Source organism: Sphingobacterium sp. BIGb0165, assembly GCF_024810095.1.
Taxonomy (GTDB): Bacteria; Bacteroidota; Bacteroidia; order Sphingobacteriales; family Sphingobacteriaceae; genus Sphingobacterium; species Sphingobacterium detergens.
The window spans coordinates 111,887-126,904 of sequence record NZ_JANUEB010000006.1 but is presented as its reverse complement, the minus strand read 5'-3'; the positions used below and the strand labels follow the sequence as shown (position 1 = coordinate 126,904).

The following is a 15,018-nucleotide window of genomic DNA, read 5'->3' as shown; positions in this document are numbered from 1 at the left end:
ATCTGGTGTCTTTTAAAGTAGATTGTATCCATCATTTCAGGTCAGTATGTAGTTAATAATTAGCAATAAAGGTCGAAAGCAACTGCACTTATTTTATTAGGTTAAAAAATTCAGCTCTTTTGTCCGCTGTTGAAAAGACCCCACCGTGCTCTACCGTGAGCGTACTGCTTGTAATGTCTTTCACTCCTCTCGCTGATACACAGAGATGATCTGCTTCGATGACCACAATGATATCATCCGTCTGTAAAATAGATTTTAATTCGTTGAATATCTGAATGGTTAATCGCTCCTGCACTTGTGGTCTATGCGCGTAATAATCAACGATTCGGTTCAATTTAGAAAGATCGATTACTTTTTCCTTTGCCAGATAACCAATATGTGCCTTCCCTACAATCGGAAGAAAATGATGTTCGCATGCCGAATTCACGCGGATATCTTTTTCGATCAAAATTTTATTGTAACCATATTTGTTGCTAAAGGTAGATAGATTTGGTTTGTTGAGCGGATTTAGCCCGTAGAATAACTCATTGATATAGAGTTTAGCAACTCTATGCGGTGTTCCGCTCAGGCTATCATCGTTTAGGTCAAGGCCAAGCTCATGCATTATACCATAAAAGAGCTCGGCAATTCTGTTTATTTTTTCTGATGCTGAGATCGCAAAAGCATCTGACCGCATCGGAGTTTCTATTGAGGTCATGACATGTGAGTCGCCTATGTCATCTATGGAAGTGTTTTTATCTTTTAATGTATTCATTTGTAGTGGTGTAATGACTTTTGTACCTATTATCCCTTTATTATGGATAACCTTGAAAGGCTAGTTTCCTTTCATGAGCTAATGGATTATCCTTTCCAGGAAATCAGTTGGACAGATGAGATATAAGGTCTTCATTTCAATATTTTTTATCGAGTTGCATCAATCGTATAAGCTTCATTGTATAGCTCGTTGCGCTTTATAATCCAAATATAGATAAAAAAATATAAATGCAACTAAATTGCTTTTATGAATTATTGTCCTTAGTTTTGTTTTTAAATAAGAAGACAATGAGCATAATTCCTAAAAACTTTGATGACTGGAAGTGGTGTATTGAAAAAAAATGTGGTATTCCTTTAACGGTAGAATTTGCCAGGCAACGTCTGGCAGTTTATGACGATCATTCCAATGTGGAGACGCAACGATTTATTTCAAATTATGGAATGGAGCACCTTGAGAATATAAAAAAATGGATGCGTATTGTGCTGGGTTCAGAAGAGAAAAAAATATAAATTAATTTGCTGAAAATGAAAAAAAAACTACCGGTCACAGTTCTAAGTGGCTTTTTGGGGGCAGGTAAAACATCCTTGCTGAATCATGTACTTCATCACAAGGGAGGCAAGAAAGTTGCTGTCATTGTCAATGATATGAGTGAAGTGAATATTGATGCACAATCTGTCGAGCGTGAGAATGTGCTATCTCGGACAGAGGAGAAGCTTGTTGAAATGAGTAATGGATGTATATGTTGTACATTAAGGGAAGATCTCATGATTGAGGTTGAGCGTTTGGCCAAAGAAGATCGATTTGATTACCTTCTGATTGAAAGTACAGGTATCTCAGAGCCAATTCCCGTTGCTCAGACCTTCAGTTATGTTGATTCTAATAATAATATTGACCTTTCATCATTCAGCTATATTGATACAATGGTCACTGTAGTGGACTGTTTCAATTTCGCCAAAGATTTTGGCAGTTCTGAAACCTTGTTAGATCGGTCGCTGGCAGACGATCTTATGGATAACAGGACAATAGTAAATTTATTGACCGATCAGATCGAGTTTGCAAATGTGATTGTTTTAAACAAAGCAGATCTTGTGTCAGAGGAGACCATAGGCACTTTGGAAGCAGCAATTAGCAAACTTAATCCAGGAGCGAAGCTCATTCGAACCCAATTTGGCCGGGTTGATCCAAAAGAAATTATGGGAACAGGGGCGTTCGACTTTGAAGAAGCTTCTTCGTCTGTGGGTTGGATAAAAGAACTAGGGGAGGAACATGTTCCCGAAACTGAAGAATATGGGATTTCATCTTTTGTTTTTCGCTCCCAGCGACCGTTCCATCCACAACGATTACACCGATATTTAAATGATGATTATCCTCATAATATTATACGGGCTAAAGGATTATTTTGGCTAGCATCGAGGCCAGATACCGCAATTAGTTTTAGTCAAGCTGGTGGAAGTATCCGTTTGGAAAGCGCTGGTTCGTGGTGGAGCAGCATGCCAGAAGAAATGCGGTACCAACATCCAATTTACCCCGAAATAAAAGCGGATCTATTAAAACGCTGGCATCCGGAGTGGGAGGATCGTAAAAATGAATTGGTATTTATAGGGCAACACTTGGAGAAAGAGAAATATATTACAGAATTGGAATCTTGTTTATTGACTGAAGAAGAGGCTGACGATTGGCGTTTCACTTGGTGGAAAGATGAATTTCCCAAAAATATCTAGGGTCTAATGTTGTCCTCACAATAAAGTTAGAAAGAAATATCTGACAGAAAATCAGTTGCCTATAAGAATCTATCGGTTTGCAGTTTTTTTTCAGTACCAATAATTACGCTTCCGAAGGAAAGATCCCGGAAGAATATCGGGATTATGTTAATCGTTAACCAGGGGCTTTGCGATCCGTTTTGAAATGTTCCAGTTTCAAGAGATTTCTAATTGATGTCTGGAAATATATTATTCAGTTTAAAAAACACTAAAGATTTTTTATTTTCGACAGATTACCCCTATTTCCGATTATCTTTTTTGAAAGCGATACGTACGATCACGACACTGATGCCCATTAATAGGGCGGAGAGAAAGAAGGGAGCTCCAGTAAATTTAAAAGGTGCGCTGTCCTGCGTAAAGTAATAAAACAGATTCGTCATCATTGGAGGACCTACAATTGCTGTGACACTTGCCAAACTGGTTAACGCTCCTTGAAGCTCCCCCTGAGCATTTGCAGGTACATTTTTTGTAATAACCGATTGTAGGGCAGGACCACATATACCGCCGAGACTATAAGGGATTAGGAAAGCAAACATCATCCAGCCTTCACTGGCAAATGCAAATAAAAGCAGGCCTATGGCGTAACATAGCAGACCATAGTAAATACTTCTTTGCTCCCCAAATTTAGGCGACGTCCACCGGATCAGCCCTCCCTGCACCAGTCCCAACAGTAATCCCAGCAAACCCAGCGAATATCCCACCATTTGCTCATTCCATCCAAATTTGTACATCGTAAAAAAATGCCAGTTGCTCTGCACGGCGTGGATACCGATATAAGTTAATATCAATGCCGTCACAAGGCCTGAGATCTTCGGATATCTTACCAAAAACTTAAAGGAACCAATCGGATTAGCGCGTTTCCAATCGAAGGGTCTCCGTTTTTCCTTATCCAGACTTTCAGGCAGAATAAAATAGCCATACATGAAATTCAGTAGACATAGAGCTGCGGCGGCGTAAAACGGAACCCTTGCCCCAAATTGTCCAAGCAAACCACCGATTACGGGACCAATTATAAAACCAAGCCCGAGTGCGGCCCCGATCATCCCAAAATTTTTGGCGCGATCTTCATCTGTAGATATGTCCGCGATATACGCAGTAGCGGTCGACATACTGGCACCTGTAATCCCTGCAATTACCCTTCCTACAAATAGCCAGCTTATTGTGGGCGCCAGTGCAAGGAAAATATAGTCGATGGCAAACCCAAAAAGTGAGATTAAAATAATTGGTCGTCTACCGTATCTATCGCTGAGGTTACCTACGATAGGCGAAAATAAAAATTGCGTAAAGGCATAGGTAAAACCGAGCCATCCACCGTAGGTCGCCGCTTTACTGATATCCGCATGTATAAGTTCTTGAATGAGTTTTGGAACCACTGGAAGTATGATTCCCCATCCTGTAATGTCGATCAGCAAGGTCACAAATATAAAACCGATAGCTGCTTTTTTTGTTGCGATTTTCATGCTGTAAAAGTAGGCAGCAATCCATCGTAGATGTTTTACACTTTTATGGTCTGTATGTACAATTTGTAAGATTGGGCAGATTATTGTCGGTTTCTAAAAACACCAGGAGAGGCGCCAGAAAGACGTTTAAAGAACCGGCAAAATACGCTTGGTTCATCAAAATTTAGCTGGTTGCTGATCTGTTTGATCGACAAGCTGGTTGATTTGAGTAAGGTCTTGGCATGCATGAGCGTGATATAATCAATCCATTGTAAGATAGACTTTCCTGTTTTCTGTTTGAGGAAAGTAGAGAGGTATTGCGGTGTGAGATGGAGTTTTTCCGCATAAAAATAAACACTACGCTCTTGGGTGGCATATTTTGAAATCAATAGATAGAAGTCGTCAATAATTTCATGTGTACGGCTTTTTACAGGATTATTGTGATCAGCTAGCGCGGTATAAGACTCGGCGATCAGGCTCATCAGTGAAATGACAAGATGCCGTAGCATTTCGGTTTTTTTAGGACTTTGATTTTTGTGATATACCTTTTGTATAAGGCTTAGCAAATCATTTTTTAGGATCATTTCTTCAGCTTGAAGACTCAGAACAGGCTGCCAGCGAATCTGGTTGTTCATGACAAAGTCATGTAGCATTGGATATGTCGAAATGAAATCCACAGAAAGACCGATCGTAATGATCTCCGCATTTTCAGTCATCGATAGTGTCTCTAACATTAATTGAGGTTGCACAATAGCAATCTGGCCTGCACAAAGCTCGTACTCCAGGAAATGGATACGGGCTTTCATGGAACCTTTTATCATGAATGCAAGAATCAATCCATCAAACAGACGGGGATTTTCCGAATAGGCTTGCCCGTTGACGTGCTTTTGCTGGAGCACAGCAATCCCTTCTATCTTTTTGGAAAGATCAATATTGTAGAGTTTATACACGTTGTCCGATGTAAGGAATAATGCCATATTCAAATATCGTCAAATTCATTTGCATGGCAATACAGATATTTTTCGGTATCTCCCCGACACCACTTATCTACAGTGTTTTTTCCTCGGATCCCATTATCGACAGACTTACTTTTGCTATACGAACTAGTTCCAGCTGTCCGGCACTTGGGTAATGGTGATAGGAGAGGTATTATCAACGTTGGAAGCAATGCTAAATTGTTTCACAGTTTTGATTATCTATGTCTGTAAAATACTATTACGTAAATAATTCTAGCTAAGCTTTATTTAATACTAAAAAAGGGCATAATCGCAAGTGTGTAATTTAGAAAAGCTATATGTTATCCCATGACAATAAAATTTCAAAATGCAATCTTATTTTATATTATTTTCCTACTATTGTAGTGGATAAATAATTTTTGACATTTCCTATGCTTATTGAGCTGTGTTCTTTAATGCAGCCGTACAAATAAAATGAACAAGTATAAAGTTTTGACAGATAGTAATCTTGTTTCTTTGCTTAAACAAAGAGATCGGAATGCCTTTGCCGAAATTTACGATAGATACAGCATGATGATCTATTACAAGGTCAACCAGATGCTCCGCGATGAGAATGCCGCCAAAGATCTTGTACAAGATCTTTTTACTTCAATTTGGGAAAAGTCGGATTTTATCAGAGATAATGTTGGGATCTCGTCATATCTTTACGTTGCATCGCGAAATCGTGTCCTGAACTACATTCAAAAAGGAAAAACTAAAAGTGACTATCTGGCTGAAATAGGAAAATATAGCCTACAGGTTAGTGATGAAACACTTGAAAAGCTAGATGAAAAAGATCTTATGCTTTTGATAACAAGTGAAATTGCCAAACTGCCAGCCAAGATGCGAGAAGTATTTGAATTGAGTAGATTGGAAGATTTGTCCCACCGTGAAATTGCGGAAAGGTTGAATTTGAGTGAATCCACAGTGAAAAAGCAAGTGCAAAATGCGCTAAAGATATTAAAGGTTAGACTTACCCATTATAATTCTCTTGGCATCATGCTGCTGATTTTTCTCCGAAGCAACTAAACCAATATATACCATCAAGTTATTCTTTTTTAAGAATTTTTATTTTTTTTTCAATTCCTCTACTCCCAAAGCTTTTTCCAACTGTATTATAGTAGTTAACGATTATAAACCTCGATTTCGACTTATGGATAAGGAACTTGGAGCACAGCTTGTAAATAAATATCTTTCTGGTCAGGCAACACACAAAGAAACCCGTGTTGTTGAGGAATGGTATGCTTTTAACCGCATCGAGGAGCCGGCTATTGATTCCCCTGAGGATTTTATACGCATAAAGTCGGAAATGTGGAATGCAATCGATCATCAATCAAAGCATCATGTTAAAGTTCTGCCAATACGGAGGTGGCTTGCTTATGTCGCAGCGATCTTAATGATTGTGGGGAGTGTCGGAATTTACAAACTGTATGAAAAACAACAAGTGTATACCATAGACACTTACGCTGGACCAACAATTAAAGCAGGTCATACCGGGGCAACTTTGACCTTGTCAGATGGTTCTACTATAGATCTTTCCAACGCTAAAGTTGGCGAACTCCTGACTAAACAAGGGATGACAATTTCTAAGAATGGGCAGGGAGTGGTTGTTTACAGTCAAAACAGTTCCATTAAAGATGTAAGCGAAGTAATCAAAAATACGATTACGACAAGAAATGGTGAAATCTACCAGGTCGTTCTACCGGACGGTTCTAAAGTTTGGCTTAATGCCGGATCCAGTTTGACCTTTGATTCCGATCTGCTGAATAGTGAAAAACGCATTGTTAAATTAATAGGAGAGGGGTATTTTGAAGTGAGTAAGCATGATAAACCATTTATTGTTAGGACAGCATCACAGCAGGTCCGCGTTCTGGGGACCCATTTTAACATCAATGCATATTCAGAATCGCAGGGACTTGTCAGGACCACCCTAGTCGAGGGGCGGGTCAACGTAGTGACTACGAAGGGCGAGCAGTTGATCGAGCCGGGGGAGCAGGCTGTTAATCGACGTGGTGATATCGACGTCCACGAGCAAGATACCGAAGATATACTCGCCTGGAAGAACGGATATTTTAAAATTGATGGGGAACTTTCCGAGGTGATGTTATCCTTAGGCCGTTGGTACAATATGGAAGTTCAATTTACAGAAAATACACCAAAAGAGTTAAAACTATGGGGCTTTGTCTCCAGGTCGAATGACTTGATTACAACACTTCGACAGATTGAACGAATAAATAAAGTAAAATTTAAAATAAAAGAAAGGACAATTATTGTAACAGACTAGCTTGATCCGTATGAGATCAGTAAGAGCGCATTTGCTGCAAAAAAATCAGAAAGACCGCAAGGTGTCCTACCACCTCGCGGTTATATGAAAAATGATGCTGTAGCTGAAAATGCCAACTTAAAGACAAACGACACAAATCAGTTTATGAACCATCTAACCAAAACAAAAGTATGAAAAAAAATGCGCTATTGGGTACTTTTCACCATGAGCGGTCACTACCTAAATTTTTATTGATTATGAAATTAGTTTTATTTATCATGACATGTCTACTCATGCATACCTATGGGGCTACGTATGCACAACGTGTCACGATAAAGGAGCGAAATGCTACTTTGGAACAGCTTGTAAAACAGATGCGACAGCAGACTGGATATGACTTTTTGCTGGACAAAGATATTCTGCGACAACATCGATCGATCAGTGTAGACCTGAAAAATGTTGGCCTAGTGCAGGCTTTACAGTCCATTGTTAAAGGACGAAATCTCAGCTTTTCTATTGAGGATAAATCGGTCGTGATTACAAGTGGAATACAGGATGCCGACTCGAAACTCGTTTCTCCAGACGGTAATAAAATCGGCAAAACAGAAGCGTCAGGCCGAGCCAATGACCTTGTTTTTGGCTCAAATAATCCTATTGACGTTACCGGAAAAGTGGTCGATGAAAATGGCAAACCGCTACCTGATGCCTCAATTGCTGTAATAGGGGGCACTCAATCAACCAGAACGAATGGAGAAGGTGATTTTACACTCAAAGACGTCGATGAAAAAGGGACTTTATTGATTTCCTATGTGGGTTTTGAACCAAAAAAGGTAAAGGTATCTTCTAATATCGGACAGATCAAGATGCAGAAAGCTGTAGGTCTATTGCAGGAAGTTCAGGTGATCAATACCGGTTATCAAACGATTTCCAAAGAGCGCAGTACCGGATCCTATGCCAAGCCTAATATGACCATCCTAGAAAATCGAACCGGCAGCATGAATATATTGCAGCGTCTTGATGGATTAGTTGCGGGGCTGACAGTCAATAATGCGCCAAATGCTTCACAAAATCCATTTCTTGTTCGTGGACTGTCGACGATTGGTGTACGCAGCCCGGAAGGCAATGGATATGTTGGCACCAACAGAAATCCGCTCTTTGTGGTTGATGGTATACCTATTGATGATGTGTCCAGTATCAATCCACAAGATGTCGCTGACATTACGGTGCTCAAGGATGCGACAGCCGCCTCCATTTGGGGAGCAAGGGCTTCCAATGGCGTCATCGTCATCACGACAAAAAAAGGATCCAATGATGATAAACTAAGGATAAACTATGATGCATTTGTCAATTTCCAGGGTAGACCGGATCTTAATTATTTTAAAACCCTCAATAGTAAAGAATTTATACAGGCAGCAAATGAAACATTTGATGCGGAGATCTATCCTTGGGAAAGTGTATTTCCATATGTGTCTGGTGGTAGCGGTGTTGCACCTCATCAGCAGATTCAATATGATCTGGCCCGGGGACTGATTAGTTCTGCTGCCGCAAAAGAACGTCTGGATAGTCTGGCAACAATAGATAATAGGAAGCAGATCAGGGATCTAGTTTATAGAAATGCATCCCTAATGAATCATACACTGTCGTTTTCGAAAGGTGGAAAAGCTTATTCAGCGTATGGCTCTGGAGCCTACACAAATTTGGTCAGTAGCCAGCCCGGTGAGAAGAGTAATACCTATAAACTCAATCTTCGTCAAGATCTACAGGTCGGTAAGTTTATTCAGCTGAATCTTATTAATGACCTTACCTATGGCGTTAACAGTGCAAAGAGGAATGTTCAGATTACGCCGAATTTTTATCCTTATCAATTGCTTCGGGACGAGTTAGGGAGAAATCTGTCCATGCCCTACATGGGTGAAGTCAGTGAAGAGGTACGAAACGATTTTGAAGCACGCAGCAGAATTAGCTTGGATTACAATCCTTTGGATGAAACCAATTATGGCCATACCGAAAGCAATAATTTCCTGAGCCGCAATGTACTTGGCCTAAGTATAAAGCTCTGGGATGGATTGAAACTTGAAGGTACCTATGGCTATACAAAAGGAACAGGAAAAACAGAGATCTACGATGATATCCGGAGCTACCTGGTTCGGAACGAGCTTGTGCAATTTACTGTTGCACCGACGGTAGAATCCACTCCTGTTTATTACCTGCCCAATAATGGTGGAAAATATAGTATCAATAATCAAAATAGGCAGAGTTGGACGGTAAGGAATCAATTGAGCTATAACAAGAACTGGGATGAGGACATGCATCAGCTAAGTGCATTAGTAGGGCATGAAGCACAGGAACTATTGGTTAATTACAATGGCAGCACGGTCAGAGGATACAACGAACTCCTACAGACTTATGGCGCTATTGACTATGCGACACTTGGTGTCAAAGGTCTCGCAGATCCTGTCATGCCAAATCGTGGGAGCCAAAGTCTATTGAGCAACGACTACTTTACACGGACCGAGTTACTGACCCGGTTTGTTTCCTATTATGCTAATCTTGCGTACAATTACAATCGCAAGTACGCAGTGAACAGTAGTTTTCGTATAGACAAAAGTAATCTATTTGGGCTTGACAGATCCGCTCAGAACAGACCTGTCTGGAGCATCGGTGGGAAATGGATCATGAGCTCCGAAAGCTTTATGGCCAGCACAAAATGGTTGGATAATTTAGCCCTCCGGGCTACTTATGGATTGACCGGTAACTCACCCGACCCCGGTATCGCAGCTTCGCAGGATATCTTAAACGCCATTCAGAATGGCAATTTACCGGGTGGTACAGGCGTTGTGGTCGGCACACCCGCCAATTCAAAACTTACTTGGGAAAGCACGAAAAATATAAATCTGGGGATTGATTTTGGACTATTTGACAACCGTGTCAGTGGTACAGTTGACCTTTACCAAAAAAAGACAACGGATATGCTCGGTGTTTTTCCAACCAATGCTTTTAGTGGCTATTCCACAATCATCGGAAATCTTGGTGACATGCAGAATAGAGGAATTGAGCTGAGTTTAAATACCCTAAATATTAAAAAAGGCGACTTTAAGTGGAGCACTGTCTTTAATGTTGCCTACAATAAAAATAAGATCACAAAACTAAATGTAGAGTCACAGATCAACTCTGGTATGGACCGCATTTGGCAAAATTATCTGGAAGGGTTTCCGGCTTTTGCACTCTTTGCCTACAATTTTGTCGGATTGGATGAACTGGGAGATCCACAGATACGCCTTGCGGATGGCTCTGTGACCAAAACACCCAATGCGGCGAAGGCGGCAGATGTGATTTTCAAGGGCACCTATCAACCCATCTGGAGCGGTGGAATGGCCAACGTTTTTAACTATAAAAGACTGACTTTAAGTGCCAATGCAATTTTTAACCTGGGACATGTGATGCGGAGTGATGTAAATACCGTCTATACCGATCGGCTGTATCACGCTAATGCCCTTCGGGATGGGTTAACAACCGGAAATCTGCATAGTGACTTTGCCAAGCGATGGAAGCAGCCCGGAGACGAATTGAATACCAATATTCCATCCTATGTTTCTAATTCTTCGTTGAGCTATACCCGTCGCGATATTCAATATTACACCTATGCAGATGTCAATGTAATCAGCGCGTCTTATATAAAATTGCGGGATATTACCCTCGGGTATAGCTTGCCGGAATCCTTAATGAATAAATTGCATACCGAGCAAATTACATTACGGATGCAGCTATCGAACCTGATGCTGTGGAAGGCCAATAAGGAAGATATTGATCCTGAATTTATTGATGCCACAACTGGTATACGCAGTATGCTATTTAGCCAGGGGACTCTTTCATTCGGAGTAAATGTAAAATTTTAATGTAAAGCAGATGACAATGACAAAAAGATTTAAAATTGGGGTAGTTCTGGCGGCTGCTATAAGTTTTACCTCCGCCTGTAAAAAGGATTTTTTGGAAGTCACACCAAAAGGACGTTTGATAGCGCAGAAAGTTTCAGATTATGACCTACTGCTGAATAATCTCGACATGATCAATATCAGTACCAACTCCCAGGTGGCCATGAGTGATGAAATAGCAGCTGTTCAGCCTTATTTCGATGGAGCTAGTCTAAAAACACAACGCCTATTTCGATGGGACGCTGTTATTTATGAAGCTTCGGAGAATGCTACTGAGATGGATATGCCGATGAAAAATATCTACACCTTCAATAAGATCATCCAAGAACTGCCGGCAGCCACTGATGGCACAGCACAACAGAAACGGTCCATTGCTGCCGAAGCTACGGCTGGAAGAGCTTGGACTTATTTTCTGTTAGTGAATTATTTTGGTAAACCTTACGATGTCAATACGGCTGGGACAGATCCCGGGTTTCCAATTTTGACCAAAGCCGATGTTACGGCTAATCAATTTACACGGGCCAGTGTTAAAGAGGTCTACGAGTTTATCATTAATGATTTAAATAAGGCGATACCTGATTTGCCGGCAAAGACAACTCATTCCATGCGCATGTCGAAAGCTGCGGCCGAAGGCTTGCTGGGCAAGGTCTACCTTTTTATGGGTAAGCCCGAATTAGCTTTGCCGCATTTTGATGCTTCACTTTTGGCGGTAGCAAATTCGGCCATTCCTTTAGCATTATATGACTACAATAAAACCTTGGCTCCCGGAGGTGAGTTTTTGCCGATAGGATCTTATGGACCTTCCTATCCAAGTGCTGTAAACAATAAAGAGTGCGTTTATAATAAACAATCCAGTAATTTTTGGACCTTCTTCTATAATGAGTTTGTGATCGACAAAAAGACTGTGAGCCTTTTTGAAAGCACTGATTTACGACTTAAGTTTTATTCAAGGAATGCCTATTATGGACCGGAATATCCCGCTGGATTGCTTCGCAAAATGGGACCCACATCCTTTCAGTATGGAATCTTGCTTCCGGACCTGTACTTATTACGGGCTGAGTGTAAAGCAAGATTAGGCGATTTGACGGGAGCAAAGGCCGATGTAGAACAGTTGCGAAAAAGCAGAATGCCATCAGTCAATGCAGTTGTTCCGGCAGCAATTGCAGGGCAACAGCTTGCACTACTCAACTTTATATTGGAAGAACGTATACGGGAGTTTGCCCTGAGTGGATACCGATGGTTTGATATGCGGAGACTGTCTGTCGATCCCTTATTCAAGGCCAAAACTTATACCCACACACTTTATGCAGCGACGGGGGCTGTCGCCGGTACATTTACACTTAAACCCGAACGTTTCGTGTTGCGCTTTCCACAAAAAGTAATGGATCAAAACCCCGGAATGGAAAATAACCCTTAAAAAAACATATAAGTTTCATTTAAATAATTGAAAAATGATAAAAATTACAATCGCTACATTAGCTAGCCTGGCTGCGCTTTGTGCCAATGCGCAGCAATCTTTCTCTATACAAGGCCAACTTTCTAGCCATCATGACGGGAAAAAAGTACTTTTGCAGTATCCTAATCCAGAAGGGTTGAAAGACCCGATAAAAGACTCCACTTTTGTCAAAAACGGCGTGTTCAAATTTGAAGGCAAGTTATTTAAAGATGTAGAACGGGCCATATTGATTCTGAGTGAGCCTAATGAAAATGTAGATCTTTCCGAATATTGGAAATATTATGAAAGAGACCTGCAATATATTATGCTCGAAAACGACAGCTTTCAATTATCGGGCCCAACGATCAAAGAAGCCCATGTAACAGGCGGTAAAGTACAAGCGGATTTTAACTTGCTGAATGAACAGCTAAAGCCCTGGAAAGAAAGGATGCAGTTACTCTCTCAACAGTCTTTAAAACTTAGTAGAAGCGGGCAAGAGAAGGCTGCGGAGGCACTTTGGCCAAAAATGAAGCCAATTACTGCCGAAATAGACCAGATAGAAAATAACTTTAGAATCAGCCACCCCGATTCCTTTGTGAGTCTCTATCTGATTGCAATGAAAGGTGGTATTGATCATCCCGATTTTGAGTCTCAATTTAATGCACTAAGCCCACGTGTTCAAAATTCAGACCTTGGAAAAGAAATGGATTCCACACTGAAAGCAACCCAAGTTGTTGCTGCCGGCAACAGGGCATTAGACTTTACCCTAAATAGTACACAGGGACAACCTGTCTCCTTGTCGTCTTTCAAAGGTAAGTATGTATTGCTTGATTTTTGGGCCAGCTGGTGCAGTCCCTGCCGGGATCTTCACCCCCATATGATCAAAGTATACGAAAAATATAAAAGTGAAAATTTTGAGATCGTTGCAGTCTCCATGGATAGTAAAAAAGAAGCCTGGCTAAAAGCCATCAAACAAGATGGAATCCCCTGGATACAGTTAAGTGATTTAAAAGGTCTTAAAAATCAGGCAGCGATTCTTTACGGTATTACAGGTATTCCACAAAACTTTTTGATCGATCCCAATGGTGTTATTATTGGCAAAGAACTAAAGGGAGAAGCACTTGACAAAAGACTTGCTGAGGTTCTGGATGTAAATTAATCTATTCAACACTACAAATAAAAACACATGATAAAGATTGTATTATTTACCATCATGAGCCTAATTGGGCTCTATGGTTACACTCAGGACGCTTACCTTATTAAAGGAAAATTGTCCGGCGATCACGAAGGATATAAAGTCTTTTTGCGTTATATGAATCCGAATGGTCTAAAAGAGTTTATTGTAGATTCGACCTATGTCAAAAATGGCAATTTTATATTAAAAGGCAAACTTGCAAGTGATATGGTAAGTGCTAAATTGCATATGACTGCCCTCGGAAAGGAACTGGATCCACTAGACTGGAAAAATTATCATAAACTGGATCAGCAGGAATTTATGCTTCAAAATGCTGAATTTCTTGTGACCGGACCCAATATCAAGCAGGGCCGTATTACCGGTGGCCCTGTTCAGACCGATTATTTGGTTTTATCGGATATTGTAAAGCCGCTTCAGCAAAAAGCAGATTTAATTTCAAAACAGATGATGGAAAATGCTGCTGCTGGTCATTCGGAGGCCAATAAAGAGCTCGGACCAAAATACAGTAGCATGGCTAAAGCGGTAGAAGACGCAGAGCTGAAGTTCCTTGATACGCATCCTAATTCTTTTGCCAGTCTCCTTATTGTCAGCAATCAAATGGGGGTTGAAAATCCAAAGTTTGAAGAGCGTTTCAATAAATTGAGCCCACGTGTCCGCAGTTTATCACTGTCGAAGGCTCTCCATGCACAGTTAAATGCGCAAAAAACTGTTGACATCGGAAAGCATGCCATTGATTTTGTGATGGACAATGACAAAGGGCAACCTGTTTCATTTTCTTCCTTCAAAGGCAAGTATGTATTGCTTGATTTTTGGGCCAGTTGGTGCGGTCCTTGCCGTTCTGAAATGCCATTTATTAATGAAATTTACCAAAAGTATAAACACAAAAATTTCGAAGTTGTTGCGGTTTCAATAGATAGCAAGAAAGAGCATTGGCTAAAAGCGATTAAAGAAGACAAAATGTCCTGGGTCCAGTTGTGCGATTTAAAAGGGTATAAAAATGATGCGGCCCTAAAATACGGGGTCATGGCAATACCACGTAATTTCCTGATCAATCCCGAAGGAGCTATTATCGCAAAAGACCTGCGTGGAGAGGACATTGAAAAGGAATTGAGCAAATTTATTAAATAGCAGTCGAATGATAACTAAATTCAATATTTGCAGGAAAGTTTTACTGGCATGTGCTTTTGTATTATTAGCCAAAAAGGTTAGCCTAGGTGAAATATTTGGATATTAATTTGTGGCTTA

11 protein-coding genes are annotated in these 15,018 nt (G+C 40.6%); 8 read left to right on the top strand and 3 right to left on the bottom strand.

Annotation, left to right across the window (positions count from 1 at the left end):
• Positions 1-88 precede the first annotated feature (88 nt).
• Positions 89-754, bottom strand: a complete 666-nt coding sequence (gene folE, locus M2408_RS14970) for a GTP cyclohydrolase I FolE (protein WP_259183127.1) — start codon at positions 752-754, stop codon at positions 89-91.
• A 287-nt stretch (positions 755-1,041) separates the two neighbouring features.
• Here folE and M2408_RS14965 point away from each other — a divergent pair, with 287 nt between their 5' ends.
• Positions 1,042-1,263, top strand: coding sequence for a hypothetical protein (locus M2408_RS14965; protein ID WP_259183126.1), 222 nt, complete (start codon positions 1,042-1,044; stop codon positions 1,261-1,263).
• A 15-nt stretch (positions 1,264-1,278) separates the two neighbouring features.
• Entirely contained in the window at positions 1,279-2,475 is a 1,197-nt protein-coding gene (locus tag M2408_RS14960; protein ID WP_259183125.1) for a GTP-binding protein, read from the top strand.
• A gap of 278 nt (positions 2,476-2,753) precedes the next feature.
• Here M2408_RS14960 and M2408_RS14955 read toward each other — a convergent pair whose 3' ends face one another.
• Both M2408_RS14955 and M2408_RS14950 read right to left on the bottom strand, forming a co-directional pair.
• Positions 2,754-3,974 carry a TCR/Tet family MFS transporter gene (locus M2408_RS14955; protein ID WP_259183124.1) on the bottom strand — a complete coding sequence of 407 codons (1,221 nt, stop codon included), beginning with the start codon at positions 3,972-3,974 and terminating at the stop codon, positions 2,754-2,756.
• An 80-nt stretch (positions 3,975-4,054) separates the two neighbouring features.
• A complete protein-coding gene (locus M2408_RS14950) occupies positions 4,055-4,930 on the bottom strand; it encodes a helix-turn-helix domain-containing protein (RefSeq protein WP_120258836.1) in 876 nt (291 codons plus the stop codon).
• A 453-nt stretch (positions 4,931-5,383) separates the two neighbouring features.
• Here M2408_RS14950 and M2408_RS14945 point away from each other — a divergent pair, with 453 nt between their 5' ends.
• From M2408_RS14945 to M2408_RS14920, 6 genes are all read left to right on the top strand, one after another.
• The gene (locus M2408_RS14945; protein WP_259183123.1) at positions 5,384-5,977 is read left to right on the top strand and encodes an RNA polymerase sigma factor; all 594 of its coding nucleotides are present in this window, start codon (positions 5,384-5,386) and stop codon (positions 5,975-5,977) included.
• 124 nt (positions 5,978-6,101) lie between these two features.
• Positions 6,102-7,232: a FecR family protein gene (locus tag M2408_RS14940; protein ID WP_259183122.1), complete on the top strand. Its 1,131-nt coding sequence runs from the start codon at positions 6,102-6,104 to the stop codon at positions 7,230-7,232.
• Between the two features lie 170 nt (positions 7,233-7,402).
• A complete protein-coding gene (locus tag M2408_RS14935) occupies positions 7,403-11,107 on the top strand; it encodes a SusC/RagA family TonB-linked outer membrane protein (RefSeq protein ID WP_259183121.1) in 3,705 nt (1,234 codons plus the stop codon).
• Positions 11,108-11,123: 16 nt separating this feature from the next.
• Complete coding sequence (locus M2408_RS14930) at positions 11,124-12,560, top strand: RagB/SusD family nutrient uptake outer membrane protein (protein WP_120258832.1); 1,437 nt, start codon at positions 11,124-11,126, stop codon at positions 12,558-12,560.
• A 34-nt stretch (positions 12,561-12,594) separates the two neighbouring features.
• Positions 12,595-13,737, top strand: coding sequence for a TlpA disulfide reductase family protein (locus M2408_RS14925; RefSeq protein WP_259183120.1), 1,143 nt, complete (start codon positions 12,595-12,597; stop codon positions 13,735-13,737).
• A gap of 27 nt (positions 13,738-13,764) precedes the next feature.
• Entirely contained in the window at positions 13,765-14,901 is a 1,137-nt protein-coding gene (locus tag M2408_RS14920; RefSeq protein WP_259183119.1) for an AhpC/TSA family protein, read from the top strand.
• Positions 14,902-15,018: the final 117 nt, after the last annotated feature.